Origin of the sequence: Pedobacter sp. PACM 27299, from assembly GCF_001412655.1 — a bacterium.
GTDB lineage: Bacteria > Bacteroidota > Bacteroidia > Sphingobacteriales > Sphingobacteriaceae > Pedobacter.
Genome location: NZ_CP012996.1, coordinates 1624527 through 1648516 on the forward strand (window position 1 = coordinate 1624527; position 23990 = coordinate 1648516).

The window sequence follows — 23990 nt, forward strand, 5'->3', positions numbered from 1 at the left end:
CCCTCAGGATATTCTATATACTGAGGGTTAATGATGTTAAATCACAAATAAATGAGATTATTTGACGTCTCCCATTAGTTTTTTCACCAATGGTGATAGGATAATCAATAATATTCCAGCAATTAAGGCGTAAATAGCCAGCTGTTTGTAGCCCTCTGTGAAGGTCATTAATTTTTGAGCTGTGGTGTCATTGTCTCCACCCTGTGCCATGTGTGCACCTAAAATACCGGCTACATACTGACCATAAGCACTGGCCAGGAACCACATGCCCATCATTACACCCTGTAATTTAACCGGGGATAATTTGGTCATAATAGATAAACCGATGGGAGAGAGGCAAAGTTCACCGAAGGTAATCACCAGGTACGACAATGTAAAGGCGTCTAAAGAAGCAATACCTTGTGCATTGGCAAAGAAACGGGTGCTGTACAGGATAAAGAAACCACCTGCCAGGAATAAAAAGCCCAATCCGAATTTCACTACAGTATTTGGTTCGATTTTTTTCTTCGCCAATCCAATCCATACCAGACTGAAGACAAAGGCAAAAATGATCACAAAGAAAGAGTTCGCAGAGTTGTTGACGCCGTTTGGATCGAGGGTGATGACGCCTAGGAGTTTATCATCCAGGTTTCTGGCTGCGAATAGCGCCATAGAGCCACCGCTTTGTTCGTAAATCCCCCAGAATACAATAGAGAACAAGATGAAAATGATCGCTGCAATTAGTTTTTTACGCTCTTCCCATCCATATTTACTCATTTCATAAATGATATAAACTAAGGTAGCAGGGCCTATGATGTACATAAACCAGTCGGTATATTGTGTTTTGGCTACCATGGTCATGATCACAGGAATGATCGCCAATGATCCCGCATATACGGCATAATCGTACCATTTTCTGTTGATCGCTTTGGTTTTGATCACCGCTGGTTCAGCAGGCAATTTTCCATCCAGGCTTTCTGGTAAGATCACCGTTACTTCTTCGTCTTTAAAAGGAGATAATCCAATCGGACCCAGGGTCTTTTTTGTGAAGATGAAAGTCAGTAAACTGATGGTCATTACGATTCCGGCAAGGCCGAATGCCAAGTGCCAGGAATAGGTTTTTCCGAGGTAAATACAGGCGTAGCCACCCAATAGTCCACCAATGTTAATCCCAGCATAAAACAAAGAGAAACCGGCATCACGACGTGGGTCATTCCCTTTATAAAGGGAGCCTACCATCGTTGAAATGTTGGGTTTAAAGAAACCCGTACCGACTACGGTGAAACTGATCCCGAGGAAGAAGAACTGATGCGGGTCATAAGAGAGGATTGCACTACCGATAATCATCAGGATACCGCCCCAGAAAAGGGATTTCCGGAAGCCCAAGATTTTATCTGCAAAGAGCCCTCCAATAAAGGTGAAGGCATAAACGAAAGCCTGAGTGGCGCCGTATTGAAGATTGGCATCGCCGTCTTTCATCATCAACTGCGTAACCATGAAATAGGTCAGCATTCCCCGCATTCCGTAGAAACAGAAACGTTCCCACATTTCTGAGAAGAACAGGTACCAAAGTTGTTTTGGATACTTGCCCTTAAAATTCTGAATTTGTTCTAAAGTAAGATTTTCAGCCATATCTTAATCGTAATTGTTCTGTTAGTAAAAAAAGCCTTTGGAGAGTTCCAAAGGCTTGATTTTTTTATTTTACACCGTGCATCAGGCGTTTCATTAATGGAGTCAGCATCATGATGATTAAACCTAGTCCAATAGGGATAAAGGTGAAGATCAGGAAGAAGGTCGTCATGGAATATTTTGAAGTGATCTCATCGATCATACCACCCATAGTACCCGCAACTTTGTTACCGATAGCAATGGCTAAATACCAGATACCAAACATAATAGCGATCATTCTTCCAGGAACAAGCTTACTTACATAAGATAAACCTACCGGAGAGATGAACAATTCGCCCATGGTATGGAAGAAGTAAGCCAATACCAGCCAGATCATACTTACTGAAGCTACAGCAGCACCCTGAGGGATGGTACTTGCACCGTAAGCAAGAACGGCGAAACCGATTCCTAGAAGAATCATGCCGAATCCGTTTTTAAACGTAGCTGAAGGATTGTATTTACTTTCCCATAGTTTAGATACGATTGGTGCACAGCTGATGATGAACAGCGAGTTCAGGATACCAAACCAGGTGGCTGGAACTTCTGATTTTACTTCGCTGTATTGGTTTTTAAGCATATAGATTACAATCACCCAGATGATGATGAATCCTGAAGCTAAAACAAGGTTACCGATAGAATATTTACCGAAAGTTTTAGAGAACAGCTTTAGCAATACATAAGAGATGATGACTAGAGGAATCACTGTAATCATGGTATTGACTACATTGAAAATCACCTTAGAATCACCGGTTAGAATACGTTGGGTGTAATCCTTTGCAAAGATGGTCATTGAACCACCTGCTTGTTCAAAAGAAGCCCAGAAGAAAATAGTAATGAAGGCCAGAACAATTACAGCGATCATTTTATCGCGCAATACTGGTGTATATTGACTGATCCTTTTCACTAAAATAAAGATGAAAAGTACCAATGCAGTGATGATCATGAAATTACTGCCATCCATGCTGCCCACATTAAACGCGAACAAGTTCATGCTGGTGATTTTGGAAACCGGATCGTTGATGATCCATGATAAGCCAATTACAGCAATCACACCGATCAGCAATAAGTCGAATTTAGAGAATGGGTTTCTTGTGCTTTCTTCAAGATTATCAGAAACTTCTTCTACTTCGTTTTTAAGCGGTTTTAAACCGATATTGCCGAAAATTCCTTGAGTGAAATAGAACTGAACCATACCGATAAACATAAAGATACCGGCTAATCCGAATCCATAAGCCCATCCCCAGTCTTTGCTTTCTCCGATATATCCGCACAATAACATCCCTAAAAATGCACCAGCGTTTACGCCCATATAGAAAATGGTATAGGCACCATCTTTTTTCTCCGGGTGTTTTTTGTACATCTGTGCAATGATAGAAGTCATGTTTGGTTTGAAGAAACCATTACCTACTACCAATAGACATAAGCCCAGGTACATGAAGAAATGGTCGATTTCAATGGCCATAGACAAATGGCCTAAAGTCATTAATAAGGCACCTACAATTACTGCCCAGCGGTAGCCAATGATCCTGTCGGCAATATACCCCCCTAAGATTGGGGTTAAGTAAGCTAAACCTGTATAGGAACCATAAATTGCTAGTGCATGAGCTCTTGGCCATCCCCATCCTGGATTGTCTCCGATAATGGAAGAAGTCAGAAAAAGCACAAGCAATGCGCGCATCCCATAGTAGGAGAATCTTTCCCACATCTCCGTAAAGAATAGAACAAACAGACCTGCTGGATGTCCTAGTACCTTACTCTCAAAAAAGTTATTTGGAGTGTCCAAATTTTGTGCATTCATGTGTTGGTTTTTTTGTGTAATAATTTATTGAAAGGTTCAGTTAGTTCTTATAAATAAATAATGGAGAGGGCTCTGTTTTGGTAAGGTTTTTGTTTGATATTAAAATAAACCATCGCGCAAGATAGGCACCCAGAGTCAAACTCACAAATTTTTAAAGTAGTTTAAGACAGTGCAATCATCCTTTAGAGCTTCTTGATGGGTTGAATCTTTTTGTCTTTAGGGTCGATGTAGAGCTCGTCCATTTCATTTGGATCATTCTTTAGTTCCACATTCTCAACGAGTTTAAGTTTGCCGCCGGTCACTTTATACGCATCAAAACTAAGGTCGGAAGCATAATATTCAAAATTTCCTATCATTTCTTCGCTAAATGGAGCAAGGTGATCAAAAACGATCATGTTTACGCTTTTGTCCATAGTTAGGGTCATCGAGTTGAGTTTGTTGTACTCAAAGATGACGCGGTTGATACCTGGGTTTTTCGGCTGTACGAAGATGGCTTTTCCGAAGCTCGGTTCGCCATTTTCAAAGGACAATATTTCGATTACTTTTTTGGAGGTTTTACTGTTGTTTCCTTTCCAGCCCAGTAAAGCATAGACAGGCGATTTGCCTGCTCCACTGACCGGAACCATCTGATAGTAGTAAGCACCATACCAGCTTTTATTGCCGGTGATGGCATTTGGGTTTTTCAGCTGTTCTGTATTGTCGATTAAGGGGAATAATTTTAGTTTCCCATCTTTACTGGCTACTTGTATGGCGCCGAAATAACGGTAAGTACCATCATCTACCGGGAGGTACCAGCTGAAAATGCGGAAGGATTTATCCGGGGCACTCAGCGTAGAGATCGTTTTTAGGGAATCAAAGGGATAGTTAAAGGATCCTGGAGTTTTCAATGACTCTACCAGTGTTTTTATAAAATGCGCATTCGCTTCGAAACGAGACTGGTTGTTCTGGGCATCCTTTACCCGAGTGCTAATACGGATTAAAGAGTCCTGGAACCGGACCATTGCCGGGTTATTCGTGAGCGGAAAGCTATGCTGCGCATGAACCATCGTCATTGCGCAGCATAATATCATCACCAAGAGGATCGATTTTAAAGCTTTAAACATTTAGCTTAACTTTTCAATAACAATTGCGCTGGCACCACCACCACCATTACAAATTCCGGCTACGCCGATTTTTCCGTTGTTTTGGGCCAATACTGTGAGTAAGGTCACTACGATTCTGGCACCAGAGGCACCCAGTGGATGTCCAATGGCTACGGCGCCACCATTTACGTTTACTTTTTCTGCATTTAATTCCAACAATTTGTTGTTTGCTAAAGAAACTACAGAGAAGGCTTCGTTGATTTCAAAATAATCTACGTCGCTGATATTTTTACCTGCTTTTTTTAAGGCAAGAGGAATTGCTTTTGCTGGCGCAGTAGTAAACCATTCCGGTGCCTGCTGTGCATCTGCATAGGCCAGGATTTTTGCCAATGGATTTAATCCAAGTTCCTTTGCTTTATCAGCACTCATCAGTACCAATGCAGCCGCACCATCATTTAAGGTGGAAGCGTTTGCTGCGGTTACCGTTCCATCTTTCTTGAATACTGGTTTTAAGCCAGGGATTTTATCGAATTTAACAGCGAATGGCTCTTCGTCTTTCGAAATCAGGGTCACTTCGCCTTTGCGGTCTTTTACAGGTACAGGAAAAATTTCTGCATCGAATTTGCCTTCATTTTGCGCTGCCTGGGCTTTTTGATAAGAACTGATGGCAAAAGCATCCTGGTCTTCGCGGCTAATTTCGCATTCTGCAGCACAGAGCTCTGCGGCAGAACCCATGTGGTAATCATTATATACATCCCAGAGGCCGTCCTTTACTAAGCCGTCGGTCAGCTGACCATGGCCTAAACGGTATCCGTTTCTTGCTTTATCTAAATAATAAGGAACATTGCTCATGCTTTCCATGCCGCCGGCAACGATAATGTCGTTTTGGCCAAGGGCGATGCTTTGTGCGGCCAGCATGATGGCTTTGGTTCCTGAAGCACATACTTTATTGATGGTGGTAGCAGGAAGATCCGGTAAACCGGCAAATTTTGCAGCTTGCGTAGCTGGAGCCTGGCCAATATTTGCAGACAATACATTGCCCATATATACTTCCTGAACGTCAGCAAGGCTGATGCCTGCTTTTTCTACAGCAGCCTTAATGGCTATGCCGCCCAGTTGAGGAGCTGAAAAACTTGATAATGAACCACCAAAACTTCCTATCGGGGTTCTAACTGCAGATACTATAACTACTTCTCTCATTGGTGCTTTTTAATTTTGGTTGAAAGCAAAGTTAAGTAATTAGTAGTATCTGCTGGTTAAACTCCATCGTTTTTAACGAGGCTCATCTGTATCATTTTTGTTTATCCGTCGTTTTCTTTTCGATTTCACCGCTTCATTCAACAGGTACTCTATTTGCCCGTTGATGCTCCTGAATTCATCAGTGGCCCAGCTTTCAATCTCTTTGAGCAGGGCAGGATTGATCCTCAGTGCAAAAGCTTTTTTATCTTTCTCAGACATGTTTTATAAGTATTAATTGTATAGCGTACCGGTATTCAGGATAGGCTGTACATTCCTTTCGCCGCAAAGGACCACCAATAGGTTACTCACCATGGAGGCTTTACGTTCTTCATCAAGCTCTACGATGTTTTTTTCTGAAAGTCTGTCCAATGCCATTTCTACCATACTCACTGCGCCTTCTACGATTAATTTCCGGGCAGCGATTACTGCCGTAGCCTGTTGGCGCTGCAGCATCGCACTGGCAATTTCCTGTGCATAGGCTAAGTGTGAAATTCGGGCTTCAATGACTTCAATTCCTGCTCTCGACAAGCGTTCGCTCAACTCTGCTTCTAAAAGGGAGCTTACTTTTTCTGCGCCATCTTTTAGCGTGATGGTGGCTTCTTCATCTTCAAAGTTGTCGTAAGGGAAGATATTGGCTAAATGTCTGACTGCCGCTTCACTTTGAATCGCTACATATTGCAGGTAATCTTCCACTGCAAACATCGCCTTTGCCGTTTCCTGAATTTGCCAGACTACTACAGCTGCAATTTCAATCGGGTTTCCTAGTTTGTCATTTACCTTGATCTGGTGACCATTCAGGTTTCTCGCTTTTAAAGAAACACTCTTTTTAATCGTTAATGGGTTTACCCAGAAAAACCCGTCTGTTTTTACGGTGCCTACATACTTTCCAAAAAGGGTAAGTACTTTTGATTCATTTGGATTGTTGATGATCAGCCCTGGTAAAACCAGAATGAAGTTGATGGCAAGGGCGATCGCGCCAACCGCATATTGTTTACTGGCTAATGCATAGATTCCGCCGCCTAAGAGCGCCAGAAAGAGGACAAATGTAAGGTAGCCCGATGGGGGAGTAATGATTTTTTCCTGATACATAATGATATTGATTTGATATCATAAATTGACGAATTTTTTTTCATAAAAGCAAGGATTTTCATTGTAAATCAGATCCCTTCGCAGGATTACCTGTCTCAAAAGCCGATATGAGGAAAAATTGTATTATTTTTGAATGAAATCAATTTTATATCATTTTGGCAAAAATCAAAAAGAATTCCCACAGGGTGCTTTATCGTAAGTATTCATCAAACATCAAATATGTGATGATGGTACTGTCTGTATTGATCATAACGGTGTTTTTACCTAAACAACCCAGGTTCAGATATGAATTTGAAAAGGGGGAGATCTGGAAAAATAAAGACCTGGTTTCTCCATTCAGCTTTGCGATCTTGAAAACAATCCCTCAGGTGACGACGGATAAAAAGGATGCTTTGAACAATGTGCTGCCTATCTATAAGATGAATACGGAGCTGATTCACAATGTGGAGGAAGCTTATTCCAATGAATTTGATGTAAAATGGAAGACCAATGCTTTTCCTGAAGAAGATAAGGCTGCTTATAAAGCTTCTTCTTTGAAACTGCTGGAATCGATTTACAACAGAGGCATCATTGCGATGAATGTAAAACATCAGAAAGGGAATAAATACTATGATTTTGCGCTGTTAAACAATAATATCAGTAAAAACCTGAGTACCCAGGATGTTTTTACTGTACAATCTGCGTTAGAATACTTTGAGAAAAATTATACTTCAGTGAACCTGAAAGTTAAAGAGATGATTGTCGGGTTGGTAGAAGATCATTTGCAGCCCAATATTATTTTCGATGAAAAGCTGACTAATATTGTCCAGGAAAATACGATCAACAGTCTTTCTACTACCCGTGGGATGGTACAGAAAGGGGAGCTGATCATTGCGAAAGACAATGTGGTGGATGACGAAATCTATCAAAAGTTACTCTCTTTTAAAGAGGCTTATGAAGCACAAACGAAAACTATTGGCGACAGTAAACTCGTTTACCTCGGACAAATTTTACTGGTAGGCTTTATTGTAAGTCTGCTGATGTTCTTTTTAAAGCTGTTCAGGAAGGATATTTTTGCGGACAACCGTCAGCTGTCTTTATTACTATTGGTGATCACCACGATGCTGCTGTGCTTGACCTGGGCGATTAAACTGAACCTGCCTAGCATCTATTACATTCCCTTCTGTATTGTACCAATCATCATTCGGATTTTGTTTGATACGCGTTTAGCATTATACCTGCATTTGCTGGTGATCCTGATTGCCGGTTTCTTTGTGCCGAACAGTTTTGAGTTCGTCTTTTACCAGATTACTTCAGGGATGGTGGCGATTTATAGTATCAGAAACCTGATAAAAAGAGAGCAATTGCTGCTTTCTGCCTTATTCATACTTTCGGCTTATTTTGTTTCCTTCCTAGGGATTGGATTATTGAGAGAAGGATCATTCTCTGAGATTGAGTGGCTTAACTTTGTGCCTTTCATTATCAGTGTACTATTGTCGCTCCTGGCTTATCCATTAATTTATGCTTTTGAAAGGCTGTTCGGCATCACTTCAGATGTGGCCTTGATTGAATTGACGAATACGAATAATAAATTATTGAGAGAGCTGGCGTTTAAAGCGCCTGGTACCTTCCAGCATTCTTTACAGGTAGCGAATCTCGCAGAAGCTGCAATATTTAAAATAGGAGGGAACTCGCTATTGGTAAGAGCTGGTGCATTGTATCACGATATCGGTAAAATTGAGAATCCTCAATACTTTATAGAGAATCAGAATACAGCGCTCAGTCCGCATGATAAGCTGCCTTATGAGCAAAGTGCACAGATCATCATTAAACATGTTCATAAAGGCATAGAAATTACTCGCAGACATCAATTACCGGAAAGTGTGATCGATTTTATCAGAACGCACCATGGAAATACCAGGGTAGATTATTTCTATCAGTCGTTTTTGAAGAACTCTCCGGAGAAATTTGTGGACGAAAACATCTTCCGTTACCCTGGTCCGATCCCTTTTTCTAAGGAAACTGGGGTATTAATGCTGGCAGATTCAGTGGAAGCAGCCTCAAGAAGTCTTAAAAATCCGGACGCGCAAAGTATAAATGACCTGGTCGAAAGGATCATTAACTATAAATTAGAACAAAATCAGTTAGATAATTGCGATATTACTTTAAAAGATTTAGAAACTATAAAGTTGATATTCAAGACTATGCTGATGAGCATCTATCATGTGCGTATAGATTACCTACAAAATGTTTAAATTTTTTTTGGAACTACCAATCATCTTCCTATATTTGCAATCCCGAAAAACAGCAACGGTTTTTGTTTAAAGCGGGAAAGTTAATTGAAAAGGAGAGGTGCCTGAGTGGCCGAAAGGAACAGTTTGCTAAACTGTCGTACTGGCAACGGTACCGCGGGTTCGAATCCCGCCCTCTCCGCATAATGAAAGACAACGATAATTAGGTCTTACCAAAATAATCAGTGTTTTTACAGCCCTCCGAAAGAGGGAGAAAGATGATACCAGTTCGGGGTGTAGCGTAGCCCGGTATCGCGCCTGCTTTGGGAGCAGGAGGTCGTAGGTTCGAATCCTGCCACCCCGACACAAATTACTTGGAAGAGTAATTAATAATGACCAGTAAAAAAGATTGATACCAGTTCGGGGTGTAGCGTAGCCCGGTATCGCGCCTGCTTTGGGAGCAGGAGGTCGTAGGTTCGAATCCTGCCACCCCGACACAAATTACTTGGAAGAGTAATTTTATAATGACCAGTAAAAAAGATTGATACCAGTTCGGGGTGTAGCGTAGCCCGGTATCGCGCCTGCTTTGGGAGCAGGAGGTCGTAGGTTCGAATCCTGCCACCCCGACACAACATAGAAATCAAATTCTATTAAAACCCCTCTAACCTTTACAGTTTAGAGGGTTTTTTCGTTTCTATCAAATCAACAGACAGCAGGTTATATTGGATCAATCTTGTGATTTCAGAACGAGACAATGGATTTAATTACACAGCTACATAACAGCAATGCGATCAGGTCTAAACAATGATAAGCTATTTAGTTTGCCTCCATTTTTTATCCATAAAATTGCCTAAAATAATTGTAGCAATAAGTACTACAAAATCTGCAAATAAGTATAGAGGTCGAAAACTAGGTGCGGGCATTACAGTAGGATCGGAAAGTTTACCGCCGTTAAATACATAAAAAATAAAGGGGAAGCCAAATTGTGTACGCCCATCAGCCGCTGAGTTGTCCTCAGAGGTAAATGCTATGAGCAAAGCAAAAATCACCAAAATGATGATTGTTGGGACGAATTTTATTTTCATATTAATTTAGATTTAGGTTAGCTTTTTAGCACACTTCACAAGATCTGAATTTTACCTCATTTACAAAAGTTGGATCAATCGGATACTGAATTTAGTTACAGATCGAATAATAAATAACTCCTGAACATTACTGAACCTATGATATTGGCTATAATTCCGTTTAATTTTATTATCTCCATTGCTGTTTGTTGTATGTTTTCGTATTGTTTTTATAAACAGAGTATAGTAAGAATTAATCTAAAATTGGACGAAACCCCTTCCTTTCGGAAGTGTTTGAAAAATTACACCAATTTTATTTAAAGTTTATTTTGGAGGATGACATCCTACCAATCCGACACAACATAGAAATCAAATTCTATTTTACTATAGTTATCTTAGTAAGATTATGACTAATATTCATTTAAAAAACAAGCTTATACTTTGTATATCGTTGACCATATTTTCTTCATGTAAGCATGAAAAAGTATATCAAGCTGCACTTTTTGATGTAAAAGTTAATTTAAATGAACTCCCCAATAATAAAAAACCAATATTTTCACAGCGGCATCTAAAAAGTAAGCAACAAAAATGGGTAGGGGGCCTATTCGGATCTAACCAATTCGAGGAGTGGAATGAAGTACTTTACAACAATACCGTCATCAGGATAGATCCGCAGGTGGCTTCCCCTTATAATTCCGAATCCTCAGCTTACCCTTCTGGGGAGCGTTCACAATACGACTTTTATGACGTTACCTATATTAATCCTGCTAAAACAAGTTTTATTGCGCGCATTTCCGGTCCATATAGTGTAGGAAATAGATTTTATTTAATCACTGCACAAAAATCAGGGTTAAAAGTGTACAGTATAGATAGACCTACAGTTATTGAGGGCGACGGACAATGGCAAAACCGAGATATGCTAAAGATTGGACCTAATTTGTTAATGGTGGATAATGACTATGTTTTTAACCAGGGGACTGGTAAGCTTATGAAATAACCCGGTCAGGAAAAGGCAGAATCCGGGGAGAATTTTCAGCATTGTCACCAGATCAGCAAACCATAACCTTTATAACGGATCAGCATTTATACCAGTGCCACTATCCAAGTGGTAAAGTCCATGTCGAACCAATAGACGAACTGCAACTGTCTAAAATGGTTAATCATAAAACAAAAGAATGGCCATACAATTATTTCAGCTGGATAACTTTGGATGGTAAAATGTTTCTGCATCCAATTCTTTAATAGCATAATTTTCTTTGATGCCTGCCAAAATAAGGGCTTAACAGGATGATGTCCTTATTTTGCGTATTTAAAAAGTTGATTATGCTTATTTGCAAGGCCTGAACAAGCTTTATCATCTGCATACCTATCTTTGAAAGTAATAGAAACTGAAATTATGAACAACCTGAATCACTTACCATCTGCTGCAGCTAATGCCAATCCGAAAGAGGAAAATGTTAATGAACAACCGGATGGTCATATGGGGATGTCGCCTTTAATTGAAAATTTCTCCCTCTCCAACTATGAAGATGATGATGACGATTCTGGTTTCTCCTGTCCTTGCTGCTTACCGCGGTAATATCTCAACTTATTAAAGAAATCTCTTGTGAAGGACTCCTCACGCTTAAGAGAGAAAAATAATAGCTGAGGGTTGGATGCTTGAATTTAATGACGGTTATCACTATGAAAAGGACCATGCGAACGGAAACTTTAAACTGAATAGGAAATAAATTTTACTCAAATTAATCTACATTTGAAGAAAAGCGATGCGCTGATTAAAATTTAAATGCCAAATTCTATTCTTAGGAGAACATTTATATCTCTTATCGTATTATTCATCACGACCAGTTTGATCACAGTCAGAGCCCAAACTGTTCAGCCTTATTTGGCTATCATTAAAACCAATAATAATGTTACTGGAGAAGGGGAACGTATTTCATACTCATCGGAAAATTATGATGATCATAGTGGTTTTGTAGGGGCTCACTTAGATTTGTGGTTATAGTAGGATATGAAAAGAGGCCAGGAATTTTCCTGGCCTCTTTTTTATGAATTCTATTTTCTTATTTATCCATCAAAATATACTCGGGATAGGATTCGTGATCAGGCAACTCAAATTCTTCGTCGAAAGGTTGCGTTCCAAGGCCATTGTTGTATAAGGCCACACGTTTCACACCTGTTGCGGTGCTGCCACCAATACCATTGATCACCTCTAAGATATTACCTGTACCTGCAAAACGAGTGGTACACATTTTCTCTAGTTTCACATTCGGACTATTCGGAATTTCAAAACCATTTTTCTTATTCACATGGCCGTCAGTTCCTGTTAAAACTGCGTAAGAACCCATTCCAATGCTATAGTGTTCTTTCACTGTATTCGCTACTTTGAATGCGGCATAACCATCCACTCTGCCTCCCTGGCTGCTCCAGCTGGTCTGATTTGGGGCATCGTAAGGTGGCTCATTTTGGAAGAAATAAGTTCTGCCTCGTTCTCCCAGCCATAGTACTTCATATTCCTGATAGTGCTCTGCAAACAAGGCGTAAAGGGTTACATCATCACCAGTCACGATCAATCCGTTTTTACACCTGTCTCTTATCCAGCGTTCATTTCCACCGCGCTGAGATCCATGATCAGCACGCCACAGCCAGAAGTGGTCGCCTACCACATTATTACTGTTGATTTCCATAGCAGTATGGATCTGAATATTTTTTGATTGAACGCCACCTACTCTGCAAGTGATATCTGTCAGCAGGATAGGATTTACAGCATGGTCCGCATTTGCGCCTTCTGCACCAATTCTAACTTGATAAGTAGTACTGTTGAAGGAATCCATCAGTAATCCTGCGATGATAACTCCATCTTTATCGTCCGCATAGATACATCCCCAGGTGTTTTTCTCAGTAGGCTCTAGTGTAACAGAAGCGATACCTGCACCCAGTAATATCGCATCTTTTCTATTCACTTGAATTGGGGCATTTAAGGCGTAATGTCCTGGTGTGAAAAATATGTTTTTACCAGCCTTTAGCGCGGCATTGATCTCCAGATCAGTGTCGCCTTCTTTGGCAACATACCAGTCGCTGACCAGATCCTGAAACTTACCTTTACCCATATCTGTAGAAGACCAGGAAACGCCAACTCTATCCTTTTGCCATGCTGGAACGAATACTTTGTATTCTCCATCATTGTCTATAAAAAGGAAAGGTTTTTCTCTGATAATAGGGGTAGTAGGAATGGGAGCGTTAGTATCGTCCGCTTTTGGAGGATTGATGCATCCTTGCCAAACCATATTATAAGAACCACCCATGGCTCCTGAACCTGCAGGGAAAGTTGCATTTCTAGTGTACCATTGTTGCTGTCCGCCCCAGTTTGGTCTGGATGAGGTGTAATGTGTGTCAGCAATAAAACCGCCACTGCCCCAAAAGTTGTTTTCTCCAACATCTGAAATATATTTCGAACTGCTTTCAATCAACATTCTTCTTGCACTAGTGGATTGAGATACGGTCCAGGCAAAATCTCTCATGACTGCTACATTTTCCACAGAACGCCAAAATGTACAGGTTGCATTTGCGCCACCAGATAGGTGAGGTCTGGTAAATATAGACCCCAATTTAACATCACCTGGTACTTTACCCAGGCCTCCAATGTGCGAATAGAATCCTAACTCTATCGATTTGGCTTCAGCCAATGAGGCAGAACCGGAGCCACCGGGATCGTAAGTTTGCCCCTCAACATTAGCTTTAAAATAATAGGCCTGACGTTTGGTAGTCCATTCGCCATTTGCTCCGCCCAGACCAATAGTCCCAAACTGCGAATTAATTTCGTTTCTTGCAGATTCTGCTTTTTCATATTTTCTATCGTAGAAATACATATTGCTGCCAAAAATCTGGGCTTCTAATGAAACAATTATAGTGATGGCGTTACGGGTAATTTTATAATAGTTTTCGTACTTATCAGCATTTGGTTTAAGATCTGTAAATGTCAGTTTAGAGGTCGAACCCTTTGATACAAACTTTGATGCCAATCGACTGCCACCTCTTGTGATCACATAATTTCCAGAAGTGCCAAATGCCGGCCATGATAACGTAATGCTGTGTTTCTGCTTGTTGTAAGCAATCTTTCCCTCTATTTTACGCTCCTGTTTTTTTTCTTCTGATGAATACGAGGTAACAAAGCTGCCTAATACCAAGATAAACGTCAATGCTGTAAATACGGGGATTATTTTTTTAGTCATAAGCATAGTTTTTTTATGATTTCTATTGCTGGCATAAAATACCAGTGGGCAATCTAATAAAAATGTTATAAAGTTCTTTACAGGGATGAAAGTGTCAGATTACCTAAAAAAAATAGCCGAGTGATCAGGATTACACTGTAACGATTGTTTAGTCAGCTGGATTTTCGTGTGGATTTTAAAGATTATTGTAATTTGTAGCCAATTCAGATTTTAAGACCTTCTTTAAAAACAAAAACCGGCAATTTTTAACATTGCCGGTTTTTGTTTTATAAATGCTAGGTGGAGCACTGCTTTTAATTACCTCTATAAGTGCTGTAACCATAGGGCGACAAGGTGATTGGCACATGGTAGTGTTTGCTGTCTTTTATTTGAAATACCACTTGAATAAAGGGATAAAAGCTATCAGTATTTTTATGTTTAAAATAATCAGCTGTTAGAAATGTTAGTTTGTATATTCCTTTTTGAGAATGCTTTTCTTCCAGAAAGTTTTTAATTCTTCCATTTTCATCCGTGCTCTTTTGATCGATTAAAGTCCACAATTTCGTCTGTTCATTTAATTGCTCCAGTTTTACAGGAACACCAGGTGCCGGAAGTCCTGTAGATATATCGAGGATGTGACTGGACAATAGATAGGATGGATCTTGTGCATGAGTTGTGCGGCTTAATAAAATAAGCAGGACACCTAAAATTAATTTTTTCATATTTTCGTTTTTAAAGGTTAAATACTATTGAGCAATAATATCAGCGGCTATGATTCTAGCTGATTTCCCTATCAGATCGTCATTATTTGGACTGCCGCCTCCAGCTATACCGATTGCCCCAATTACTTTCCCATTGTGGTAAATAGGAACTCCTCCACCTAGCAGTAAAAGTTCTGGTAAACTGGCTAAATTTTCTGTATCTGGATTTGATCGCGCATTTCTTGATAGTGTGAGTGTAGTTGTTTTTGTAGACACTGCTGTAAATGCTTTGCGCCTGGCGGCTTCTGTATTGTGAAAACCTACTCCGTCACCTCTGCTGATCATGATGATCTGTCCTCCCGAATCCAATATCGCAATAGCCACCTCTTTTTTTAAAGCAGCTGCTTTCGTCCTTGCTAAATCAGTAAGGTGAAGCGCAGTCTGAAGTGTCAGTTGATCCGATTTTATAAGAAGTCCTGCTGCAAGTTGGCTATTGTTAGTTTGCCCATATGCAGTGATGGGTAAAAAAAAGGATAAAATTATAGATCTACCTAATCGCATGTTTTTTTACAAACCTAAATGGAACTTTTATTAAAAACGTTGATATAGGTCAACGTTTTTAAAGTTTAATCTTGATTCTGCTTAGCGTAGAAGGAGAAATTCCAAGGTAGGAAGCTGTCATTTTATTAGAAATTCTTAGTAAAATACCAGTATAATAACTATTTATCCACTTCACTTTTTCCATTGCGTTCAATCCTTGAAAACGATATATACTTTTTTGTGCGGTGATGAATTCCAATTCCAGAATATTACGATAGATCTTTGCAAATTGTGGTAAATGATCCACTAAATCATAGAAATCAGCTCTTGTAATGCATAATAATTCTGATCAATCGTTTGTAAATATTCAAGTGCAGGTTGCTGGTCGATCAGACTGGGTAATGCAGTTCCAAACCCACCTTCTAAAGCAAAAAATCTTGTACTCTCCAAACCTGCAGAATTTACCGTATAAAGTCTGATACAGCCTTTACTCACAAAATAATGATGTTTACAAACGTCATTGTAATCAAGGTGTATCTGATTTCTTTTTGTCTTAATAAGTTTGAACTTGCCAAAGATCAGCCTTAGATTTTCATCATCGAATTCGGCATGTTGTATGAGGTGTTCTCTAATAATTTAAACATTATGCTTGTTGTTGATGATTTCCAAAATAAACATTTAATAATTAGCTACACCCAAATCATACACCAAGCTCGCTATAGGAATTCAGGATGGATAAGATCATGACATCCGCTTAGCCCCCTGAAAGATAAGGCAAAATTACTGTGTCACTATAAATACGAAGAGTCTGGTTGTTTTGCTACCAAATTTATAATTTAAAAATCCGCTAAAGCTGATAGGATAAAATTTACCTGTAAGTATTTCAGCACTAGTGATTAGTGTTTATTTTTGGTTGTGTGAATCTATATTTCTCAAAATAGCCCTTTATTTGTTGGTGGTAATCCTAGATTTGGCTGTTAGTCAATCGTTTGCGCAGTGTTATTTTCAATATGGCGCAACTTTGTCGATAAATTAGGTTAAGAGGATGAAAGTCCTAATTCATCATTTAATCAAACCTAAAAAACCAACCAATGAACAAAAAAAAATGCGCCTCTAACTTCATCATCGCCTTAGCGATTGTGGCCTTTGGATTTTCATTATCATCCTGTACGAAAGCAACCCTGCCTCCAGATGAAAAATCTAAACTTTCCGTTAACAAATCTGCGGTCAGCACCGTGCCGGCAGATGCAATGACCTTCGTGATCCCTGCAAACAAAGCCTACGCGGAACCATTTGAACAAAATGATAATGCGGTAGGAGTTTCTGTTCCGGTAGGCTATCCCGAAAATTTTGGGGTAGTATCAAACTGGACCAATCAATCCCGTAGTGTCGTATATTACCTTTATCAAATTGCCGGGGAGTATAATTTTTCTATTGAGAACACCGTTACTAACGGAGTAAGTTTAAATTATGAAGTAAAGATCTCACCATGTTATGCTGGACTGGCCATAACACCAAGCTCAGCATCTATTACTTTAAATGGTACAGGAGCCGTTAACCTGAGCACCGCTTTCAAAGTGGTGGCATCAACAACTGGTTATTATCGTTATGAGTTGAAGCCTTTGTCTGCTCCTAATAATTCCGTTACCATTCATAACCTAATATTTAAAGCGTTACAGACCAACTCAAAAGTAAATCAAACCGATTATCAAAGTTCTCCATCGGTACATCTCAGCTTTAGCTCTACCGCAAGCACCGTTAAATCTTACAACTGGCTTTATCAGGATGTAATGGTCCCGGCAGGTAAAGATCCTCTATATACTTTCTATATGTCCATAGGTTTCTATAGGGGATACCTGGGAATCCAGACCAATTCGCCAACAGAGCGCAGGGTATTGTTTTCGGTGTGGGACAGTGCAGATGCGCAAAACGATCCGAATCATACTGCCGCAGATAATGTGAGTCTTGTAGCCAAAGGTTCGAATGTGACCAGTAATGGATTTGGAGGAGAAGGCACCGGTGGGCAGACGTATATTAATGCAAACTGGCAGACCAATCAAGTGGTTTCTTTCCTCATGAATGTGAGACCAGAAAGCAACAATTCTGTCTTGCTATCGGCCTGGTTTAAGCTGGAAGGACAAACTACCTGGAATTATATCGCCACCTGGCGTGCCCCAAAAGATCAGCGGTATTTTGATGGGTTCTATTCTTTTCTGGAGAACTTCGGACATAGAAACGGACAGGTCCGCAGAGAAGCAGAATATTTTAATTCCTGGGCTAAAGAAAGTGCTTCCGGCAATTGGGTAAACCTGAATAAGGTTTCTTATAGTAATACCGATGGTGCTGTGGGACAAAGAGTTGATTTTGAACAAGGGATCTCTCCATTAAATTCGGTCAGATTCTATATGTCCAGCGGTGGTTACACCCCAACCATCAAGACGGTTTCGAATGCCCTGCCACTTTTATCTATACCTCCTACAGTTATATTATCTACTTTGTCTGACCGGGTGGATCAGGCACTAGCCGATTATTTTGAACTTACCAATGGTGGGATTTATAAAATAGTTTCCGCAGTAAATAATACCAGTGTTATAGATGTGAATAGCTATGCTCCGGTAAATGAAACACCGGTTACTTTATGGTCAAATAATAACCCAACTTCTAACAATCAAAAGTTCATGGCTAGAAAAGTGGGCAGCGCTTATGTATTCAAATCTGTAGCAGACACGACAAAGGTATTGGATGTATATACGGGTTCAAGTGCGGACGGAACTAAGGTGCAGGTGTATACTTTCAATAATGGGAATTCTCAGAAATGGACTATTGAAAGTGCAGGCGGAGGTTATTTGAATATAAAATCACTAGTCGGTACCAATAAGTCTCTGGATGTGAACGGAGGATCAACCGCAAACGGAACAAAAATACAGATCAACACTTCCAACACTTCGAATGCTCAGAAATTTAAGCTAATAGCGCAATAACTTCAAAATTCTTTAATATTTAGCTGGCAGCCTGGAGATACTTCAGGCTGTTATAGTTCCATTTCGATACAAATCCAAAGCATTTTGTAAAATGCTTTGGATTGTTTTGATAGGTAGATCTTTGATTGGATTAACCCGGAAAATCTTCATCCGGGAACGCTCACCTTTTTCCAGTTTAGGGTGGTTCAGGTGTTTCCCTTCTACCATCAGAATATAGGGTTCTTCCGTTTTTTTATCCGTCCACAAATAGCAAAACATCTTCTTTTTATAGCAGAAGCAAGGCATTCCATATTTGCGTGTTTCAGTAATTTCATTATCCTGTTCAAGAATAATGCTTCGTAAAGCCAGCAGACAACTTTTGTTAGGCTCTTTTTTATCCAGGTAGTAGTTTTGAAGTTCATGTACCATAAGCGTATGGAATTAAAGGGTTTATTATGAGGTAATTTACGACAATAAGAGCAGGCAATCAGGAATTTTTTATCATCGTATTTTTATTTACGGTTTAATTCCGGAGTAGTTCTTATTTTAACATTGGCTTATAAAATCCACATTTCATAATCATTTATTGATTTAGAATCAAAGTTCAATTAATACGCTAGCAACATCTTCGTACCATAAAAAATCTCAAATTAATTATGGTAAGAAAACTACTATTTTCAGTATTGCTGCTATGTTTTTGTGCTCAATATTCCCTTTTTGCACAAACAACCCAAGCCTCTATTTTTGGTACTGTTACGGATCAATTGAAGAAGCCAATTCCAGGTGCTTCGGTTCAGGTGAAGAATACCTCCACAGGTTTCAGCAGCCGAACTTCTACTAATGCTAAAGGAGAATATACTTTCCAGGAGCTTCCTTTAGGTGGCCCATATTCAATTACATCGACTTTTATGGGGTTTGCAGAGCAAACCAGAACACTTGCCTCACTAAACTTTGGTGATGCAGCAAGAGTGTCTATAGAAATGCATGAAGCCTCACAGGATTTGAAGGGTGTAGAAGTAGTGGCTTCAGGTCTAAAAAATAAGGTTCAGAACTTTGGAGCATCGACGGAAATATCTGCTAAAACGATGAACCAATTGCCTGTAAACGGTCGTAACTTCTCCAACTTAATGGACTTATCTCCTTTAAGTCGTGGTAACGGGATTGCTGGACAGTTGGCTTCTTCTACCAATTTTACAATTGACGGGATGACTGCTAAAAATCCAACCTCATCAGGAAGTACCACCAGTCGTAGTGGCGCACCTTACTCCATCTCTATTGAAGCAGTTCGTGAATTTAAGGTAGTGACTAATCAGTATGATGTCACTTTAGGCAGAGCTGGTGGTGGTACCGTTACAGCGGTAACCAAATCAGGTACCAATACCGTTTCCGGCAGCGCATTCATGTATGGAAGAGCAGACTGGCTATCTAGTCCTTATGACATTAGAGGGGTGAAACGTAACAACGACTTCTCTACTTATCAGTATGGCTTTACTTTAGGTGGACCAATTATTAAAGATAAACTGCACTATTTTGTAGGATTGGATCATCAGAAAGATTCCCGTCCATTAATTATTGCTGACATTAATGGCCCTGCTGATGAAGCGAGATTTAGAATTACCGATGCTACTCTGGAGAATTTCTTGAGCATCGCGCGTTCAAAATATGGCGTAGCGAATACACCACAGTATGGTACATTCGACAGAACACGTGGTTCTGATGCTGCATTTGCCCGTATCGATTGGCAGATCAATGATAAAAACCTATTAACTGTTCGTGATAACTATACCAACGACAGAAATCCATTAGGTTTAGGTGACAATACCGCGATTAACTTTTATGAAAGTTATGGTAATGATAAAAATGTAGACAATAGCTTATTGGCTACTTTACGTTCTACCATCAGCAGCAAGCTGACCAACGAGTTGAAAGTACAGCATTTGTATACTTACCAGGCAAGTACACAAAACGATGAACTTGGCTTTGCTATTCCAAGGGCAGTGGTGGGTAATATCCCTTCTAAATTGTCTGATGGGACAAGTGCAAGTACAGCTATACAAATTGGTGGTCACCGTTTTGGACAAGAGGGCTTTACCAATAATGTTTTCCAATTGGTAGATAACTTGTACTACAATACGGAAAAAGTTAAATATACATTTGGCGTTGACATCATGTACACCCATGCAAAATCGCTTTATGGAAGTGAAGTGAATGGAAGATTTGAATATACCAATAATGACGCTGGTACCTCACTTGAAAATTTTGCGAACCTGCTTCCAAACAGATATTATCGTGAAGTACCATTAGTGGCAGACCCAACAGTGAAAGCCGGAATCTGGAATACCGCAGTATATGGACAGATGCAAACAAAATTAGCCCGAGGTCTCGATTTTGTTGGTGGTTTACGTTTAGATTACAGTGCTTATCCAACATCACCATTGAACCAAACTTTATTGAATGAAGTAGGGGTAAGGACTGATCATAAACTGAAACAATTCTTAATTCAGCCTAGAGTTCAATTTAACTGGGATATCAATGAAAATAGAACTGATTTTCTTCGTTTTGGGGCAGGGATCTTCGGGTCTGATGTCAATAATTATGTTACCATTAATAACTTGACCTTTGATGGAACGCATTTAGCAACAGTAGATGTCATCAATAACAATGTTCCACAGCCTAATTTTATTGGTTACAGAAATGGTACCGCTACTGCACCAACATTAGAATCATTGCAGCTGCCAACTATTAATACCTATGGACCAGATGCTAAAATACCTGTGGTCTATAAAGCCAATTTGTCCTATAGTAAATTGATCAGCGACAGGTTAAAAGTTGGAATTACTGGTTATGCAAGTTTAGGGCGCAACAACTATATGTATGTAGATAGAAACATGGTTGCAAAACCATTCTTTACTTTGCCGAATGAAGATAATCGTGGTGTGTTTGTACCTGAAATGCCGAGCAATGGTTCACCAGATTGGAAACAAGGTCGTATCAGCAATAAATTTGGCCGCGTTCTGGAGTTAAATAGTGAAGGTAAAGTAAACCAGTTTGCAGTAGTGCTTGATGCAACCTGGAGATACTTTAAAGATGGTGAAATCTCTGCTAGTTTTACATGGAATGATGCAAAAGACAATACTTCTTACAATGGTAATGTGGCAAACTCTGCGACCCTATCATTGCCTGTGAAAGATGATCCAAGAGATTTAAGCCACATGACTTATTCCGATGGTCAGTTTAGAAATAAAGTAGTGATCTACGGTACACTTCCAACTTTTTATGGAGTAACTGTTGGTGTTCGCTATTCTGGAATCGGTGGTACTCGTTACAGCTTGCTATCAGGTGTGAACAACAATGGCGATTTTGTAGCTAGTAATGATTTGGCTTATGTTTTCGACAGAAATAACCAAGCTGTTCCTCAGAATGTTCGCACAGGTCTGCAAGCAATATTAGACAACCCACTTGCCAGCCAAAGTTTGAAAGATTATATCATGGAATACTCAGGTAAAATTGCTCAGCGTAATGGTGGTGTCAATGAATTCTTTGGTGTGGTAGATGTTAGAGTAAGCAAGAAGTTTAAAGTCTATAAGTCACATGCGATAGATGTTTCCTGCGATATCTTCAACTTTGCCAACTTATTGAAGAAAAAATGGGGTGTAAATGAGTCGATGGGTAATCAGTCATTGTATGCTTTAAATGGAAAGGCAGAGGTAAAAGCTACACCTACTACTCCAGCAATTCCTGCAATTCCAAATTACGATTCGGCAACAAGATCATTCAATTATAAAGTGAATAATTCGGGTATTGTGAATCCTTCAGGTAATCCATACCAATTTCAAATCGGTTTGAGATACGGATTTTAATCAGGGATTGGCTATGCCAAAATTGAAAAAGAAATAGGTGGAATCATTAAAAATCCCCTTAAATATAAAAAGGGTCCAGAATTAATTCTGGACCCTTTTTATATTTAAAAAAATTATCTGGTATTGGATCAAATGAATACTGGTTAATGAAGTTTTAAGGCCAGCGATATAGCGTACCAGCCTGAAAAACCCATTCTGGTGTCACCAGCTCCGTCCGGAATTTATTGCTATACCAAGGGGCAATGGATCTCGGATTTTTGAGGATGTGAATATTTTGTGCAGGCATATAACTTTGCGCTAGTAGAAAACGCCGTTCACCGGCAGTATTTATTGCTAAATCCATTACAATGACCGCATGACCAGGCGATCCTCCTTGCAGAAATACATCCCCTGGAAGAATATCATCTGGAGAAGCTACCCGCTTTAGTTGTTTGCTTAAGGATAAGGTACCTGCGTAGGTAAATACGGTTTGCAGGTAGTCCTCAAAATCAGTTCGCTGCTCAGAAATACCCCTGGATTTTACCTTCTTCAATTTTTCCCCTTGCAGTGTAAATCGATAACCCTTTCGCCAGGAAGCATAGTCCATAGGCGTTCCATCAGTAGCCAGGAACATGATTTTTGAGTATTGTTTTTTTGAATATTGCCATTCTGCGTAAAGGCGGATCACCGCATCGGCACATTGCTGTAAATCCTTTGTCCCAATACTGATGTCTATTACCGCATACTGTGCCTGCTGATTCCGTTTTTTCTGACCATTGTAAAGATATACAGTAGGGTCTTTCTTAAGCTTTTGGTGTTGCAGCCAGTAGGAAAATGATCCAGATTCAGATTTCAAGCGCTTGAAATTTGCCGGACCGGCGATATTTCGTACTTGCTGAGCAAAGACGGGTATCAATAGAAAAGTTAAGATCGTACAAAGCGCTGGTATCTTCATTCTTTTATAAAATCGCTGATGAGTTGATAAAGATCGAAAACCCAATTTGAAATACAGGAAGTTAAGTTTTTTTGTTGAAAACGATAAGACCCTGGGAAAATGGCTAAATATTGAACCTATATTTGGGGAGAAATCTTTTAAGATCAGCAATACTTGATCTGATCACTAAGACCGCAAATTATGGAACACAATTTTACAGCAATTGATTTTGAAACTGCTCATGGTAAACGCTGGAGTATTTGTCAGGTAGGTCTGGTACGCGTTGAAAATGGAATCGTTAAAGAAACGATTAATAGGTTAGTTTGTCCGCCAGATAACATCTATTTCTACAGGAATATTGAAGTACATGGGATCACTCCTGAACGTACACGCAGATCTCCGAATTTTTCAGCAGTATGGAGGGAGATTTCTTCATTTATTGACGGACAAACGGTGGTGGCGCATAATGGTGCTTTTGATTTCAGCTGCCTGGCGCAGACCCTGGATTATTACCAGATCGCACAGCCGGTATATGATAAACAGTGCACCTATAAAATTTACAAACAAAAGTTAGCGGCTTTGTGTCAGGAATATCGGATTCCATTGAACCATCATGATGCGTTGAGCGATGCATTGGCCTGTGCCGAATTGTATAAAATGCATTTAAACAAATAAG

Annotated in this window: 19 protein-coding genes and 4 tRNA genes; 10 read left to right on the forward strand and 13 right to left on the reverse strand. The window is 39.8% G+C overall.

Annotated elements, in window-relative coordinates; translation table 11 throughout:
* Nucleotides 1-57 precede the first annotated feature (57 nt).
* The 6 genes from AQ505_RS06965 to AQ505_RS06990 all read right to left on the reverse strand — a co-directional run bounded on the left by AQ505_RS06965 (nt 58) and on the right by AQ505_RS06990 (nt 6855).
* Complete coding sequence (locus tag AQ505_RS06965) at nt 58-1611, reverse strand: peptide MFS transporter (protein ID WP_062547516.1); 1554 nt, start codon at nt 1609-1611, stop codon at nt 58-60.
* 64 nt (nt 1612-1675) lie between these two features.
* A complete protein-coding gene (locus tag AQ505_RS06970; protein ID WP_062547517.1) occupies nt 1676-3445 on the reverse strand; it encodes a peptide MFS transporter in 1770 nt (589 codons plus the stop codon).
* Between the two features lie 182 nt (nt 3446-3627).
* Nucleotides 3628-4548 (reverse strand): hypothetical protein, encoded by a 921-nt coding sequence (locus AQ505_RS06975; RefSeq protein ID WP_062547518.1) that lies wholly within the window; start codon nt 4546-4548, stop codon nt 3628-3630.
* Nucleotides 4549-5727, reverse strand: coding sequence for an acetyl-CoA C-acyltransferase (locus AQ505_RS06980; protein ID WP_062547519.1), 1179 nt, complete (start codon nt 5725-5727; stop codon nt 4549-4551).
* Nucleotides 5728-5799: 72 nt separating this feature from the next.
* Nucleotides 5800-5985, reverse strand: a complete 186-nt coding sequence (locus AQ505_RS06985) for a hypothetical protein (RefSeq protein WP_062547520.1) — start codon at nt 5983-5985, stop codon at nt 5800-5802.
* A 12-nt stretch (nt 5986-5997) separates the two neighbouring features.
* Nucleotides 5998-6855: an SPFH domain-containing protein gene (locus AQ505_RS06990; RefSeq protein ID WP_062547521.1), complete on the reverse strand. Its 858-nt coding sequence runs from the start codon at nt 6853-6855 to the stop codon at nt 5998-6000.
* A gap of 155 nt (nt 6856-7010) precedes the next feature.
* Here AQ505_RS06990 and AQ505_RS06995 point away from each other — a divergent pair, with 155 nt between their 5' ends.
* The 5 genes from AQ505_RS06995 to AQ505_RS07015 all read left to right on the forward strand — a co-directional run bounded on the left by AQ505_RS06995 (nt 7011) and on the right by AQ505_RS07015 (nt 9692).
* The gene (locus AQ505_RS06995; protein ID WP_062547522.1) at nt 7011-9089 is read left to right on the forward strand and encodes an HD family phosphohydrolase; all 2079 of its coding nucleotides are present in this window, start codon (nt 7011-7013) and stop codon (nt 9087-9089) included.
* A gap of 91 nt (nt 9090-9180) precedes the next feature.
* Nucleotides 9181-9267: transfer RNA gene (locus AQ505_RS07000), tRNA-Ser, on the forward strand.
* Nucleotides 9268-9355: 88 nt separating this feature from the next.
* A tRNA-Pro gene (locus AQ505_RS07005) sits at nt 9356-9429 on the forward strand.
* Between the two features lie 57 nt (nt 9430-9486).
* Nucleotides 9487-9560, forward strand: a tRNA-Pro gene (locus AQ505_RS07010).
* Between the two features lie 58 nt (nt 9561-9618).
* Nucleotides 9619-9692: transfer RNA gene (locus AQ505_RS07015), tRNA-Pro, on the forward strand.
* A 185-nt stretch (nt 9693-9877) separates the two neighbouring features.
* Here AQ505_RS07015 and AQ505_RS07020 read toward each other — a convergent pair.
* Nucleotides 9878-10150 (reverse strand): hypothetical protein, encoded by a 273-nt coding sequence (locus AQ505_RS07020; RefSeq protein ID WP_062547523.1) that lies wholly within the window; start codon nt 10148-10150, stop codon nt 9878-9880.
* Between the two features lie 385 nt (nt 10151-10535).
* Between AQ505_RS07020 and AQ505_RS07025 the strand changes: the two genes are divergently transcribed.
* Both AQ505_RS07025 and AQ505_RS07030 read left to right on the forward strand, forming a co-directional pair.
* Nucleotides 10536-11126 carry a hypothetical protein gene (locus AQ505_RS07025; protein WP_062547524.1) on the forward strand — a complete coding sequence of 197 codons (591 nt, stop codon included), beginning with the start codon at nt 10536-10538 and terminating at the stop codon, nt 11124-11126.
* 399 nt (nt 11127-11525) lie between these two features.
* A complete protein-coding gene (locus AQ505_RS07030) occupies nt 11526-11708 on the forward strand; it encodes a hypothetical protein (RefSeq protein WP_062547525.1) in 183 nt (60 codons plus the stop codon).
* 484 nt (nt 11709-12192) lie between these two features.
* Here the strand turns inward: AQ505_RS07030 and AQ505_RS07040 are convergent, their stop codons facing one another.
* The 4 genes from AQ505_RS07040 to AQ505_RS26610 form a co-directional block, all read right to left on the reverse strand.
* Nucleotides 12193-14361, reverse strand: coding sequence for a hypothetical protein (locus AQ505_RS07040; protein WP_062547527.1), 2169 nt, complete (start codon nt 14359-14361; stop codon nt 12193-12195).
* Between the two features lie 293 nt (nt 14362-14654).
* Nucleotides 14655-15062, reverse strand: coding sequence for a hydroxyisourate hydrolase (gene uraH, locus AQ505_RS07045; protein ID WP_062547528.1), 408 nt, complete (start codon nt 15060-15062; stop codon nt 14655-14657).
* A gap of 24 nt (nt 15063-15086) precedes the next feature.
* Complete coding sequence (locus tag AQ505_RS07050) at nt 15087-15602, reverse strand: heme-binding protein (RefSeq protein WP_062547529.1); 516 nt, start codon at nt 15600-15602, stop codon at nt 15087-15089.
* 285 nt (nt 15603-15887) lie between these two features.
* A complete protein-coding gene (locus AQ505_RS26610; protein WP_197286319.1) occupies nt 15888-16076 on the reverse strand; it encodes a hypothetical protein in 189 nt (62 codons plus the stop codon).
* Nucleotides 16077-16672: 596 nt separating this feature from the next.
* Here AQ505_RS26610 and AQ505_RS07060 point away from each other — a divergent pair.
* Nucleotides 16673-18562 (forward strand): DUF3472 domain-containing protein, encoded by a 1890-nt coding sequence (locus tag AQ505_RS07060; protein ID WP_231635034.1) that lies wholly within the window; start codon nt 16673-16675, stop codon nt 18560-18562.
* 42 nt (nt 18563-18604) lie between these two features.
* Here AQ505_RS07060 and AQ505_RS07065 read toward each other — a convergent pair whose 3' ends face one another.
* Nucleotides 18605-18970 (reverse strand): DUF1801 domain-containing protein, encoded by a 366-nt coding sequence (locus tag AQ505_RS07065; RefSeq protein ID WP_062547530.1) that lies wholly within the window; start codon nt 18968-18970, stop codon nt 18605-18607.
* A 227-nt stretch (nt 18971-19197) separates the two neighbouring features.
* Here AQ505_RS07065 and AQ505_RS07070 point away from each other — a divergent pair, with 227 nt between their 5' ends.
* Nucleotides 19198-22401 (forward strand): TonB-dependent receptor, encoded by a 3204-nt coding sequence (locus AQ505_RS07070; RefSeq protein ID WP_082461438.1) that lies wholly within the window; start codon nt 19198-19200, stop codon nt 22399-22401.
* A 154-nt stretch (nt 22402-22555) separates the two neighbouring features.
* Here the strand turns inward: AQ505_RS07070 and AQ505_RS07075 are convergent, their stop codons facing one another.
* Nucleotides 22556-23335 (reverse strand): DUF4846 domain-containing protein, encoded by a 780-nt coding sequence (locus tag AQ505_RS07075; RefSeq protein WP_062547532.1) that lies wholly within the window; start codon nt 23333-23335, stop codon nt 22556-22558.
* Nucleotides 23336-23515: 180 nt separating this feature from the next.
* On the opposite strand from AQ505_RS07075, the gene AQ505_RS07080 reads away from it, so the two are divergent.
* Nucleotides 23516-23989 carry a 3'-5' exonuclease gene (locus tag AQ505_RS07080; RefSeq protein ID WP_062547533.1) on the forward strand — a complete coding sequence of 158 codons (474 nt, stop codon included), beginning with the start codon at nt 23516-23518 and terminating at the stop codon, nt 23987-23989.
* Nucleotide 23990 lies beyond the last annotated feature (1 nt).

Bases quoted from the DNA above. Each gene is read 5' to 3' on its own strand.
- AQ505_RS07065 (WP_062547530.1), bottom strand. From the start codon at position 18,970: ATGGTACATGAACTTCAAAACTACTACCTGGATAAAAAAGAGCCTAAC.
- uraH (WP_062547528.1), bottom strand. From the start codon at position 15,062: ATGAAAAAATTAATTTTAGGTGTCCTGCTTATTTTATTAAGCCGCACA.
- AQ505_RS06980 (WP_062547519.1), bottom strand. From the start codon at position 5,727: ATGAGAGAAGTAGTTATAGTATCTGCAGTTAGAACCCCGATAGGAAGT.
- AQ505_RS07030 (WP_062547525.1), top strand. From the start codon at position 11,526: ATGAACAACCTGAATCACTTACCATCTGCTGCAGCTAATGCCAATCCG.
- AQ505_RS07025 (WP_062547524.1), top strand. From the start codon at position 10,536: ATGACTAATATTCATTTAAAAAACAAGCTTATACTTTGTATATCGTTG.
- AQ505_RS06990 (WP_062547521.1), bottom strand. From the start codon at position 6,855: ATGTATCAGGAAAAAATCATTACTCCCCCATCGGGCTACCTTACATTT.
- AQ505_RS06985 (WP_062547520.1), bottom strand. From the start codon at position 5,985: ATGTCTGAGAAAGATAAAAAAGCTTTTGCACTGAGGATCAATCCTGCC.
- AQ505_RS07080 (WP_062547533.1), top strand. From the start codon at position 23,516: ATGGAACACAATTTTACAGCAATTGATTTTGAAACTGCTCATGGTAAA.
- AQ505_RS06965 (WP_062547516.1), bottom strand. From the start codon at position 1,611: ATGGCTGAAAATCTTACTTTAGAACAAATTCAGAATTTTAAGGGCAAG.
- AQ505_RS06975 (WP_062547518.1), bottom strand. From the start codon at position 4,548: ATGTTTAAAGCTTTAAAATCGATCCTCTTGGTGATGATATTATGCTGC.
- AQ505_RS07040 (WP_062547527.1), bottom strand. From the start codon at position 14,361: ATGACTAAAAAAATAATCCCCGTATTTACAGCATTGACGTTTATCTTG.
- AQ505_RS07070 (WP_082461438.1), top strand. From the start codon at position 19,198: ATGGTAAGAAAACTACTATTTTCAGTATTGCTGCTATGTTTTTGTGCT.
- AQ505_RS07075 (WP_062547532.1), bottom strand. From the start codon at position 23,335: ATGAAGATACCAGCGCTTTGTACGATCTTAACTTTTCTATTGATACCC.
- AQ505_RS07060 (WP_231635034.1), top strand. From the start codon at position 16,673: ATGAACAAAAAAAAATGCGCCTCTAACTTCATCATCGCCTTAGCGATT.
- AQ505_RS07050 (WP_062547529.1), bottom strand. From the start codon at position 15,602: ATGCGATTAGGTAGATCTATAATTTTATCCTTTTTTTTACCCATCACT.
- AQ505_RS07020 (WP_062547523.1), bottom strand. From the start codon at position 10,150: ATGAAAATAAAATTCGTCCCAACAATCATCATTTTGGTGATTTTTGCT.
- AQ505_RS06970 (WP_062547517.1), bottom strand. From the start codon at position 3,445: ATGAATGCACAAAATTTGGACACTCCAAATAACTTTTTTGAGAGTAAG.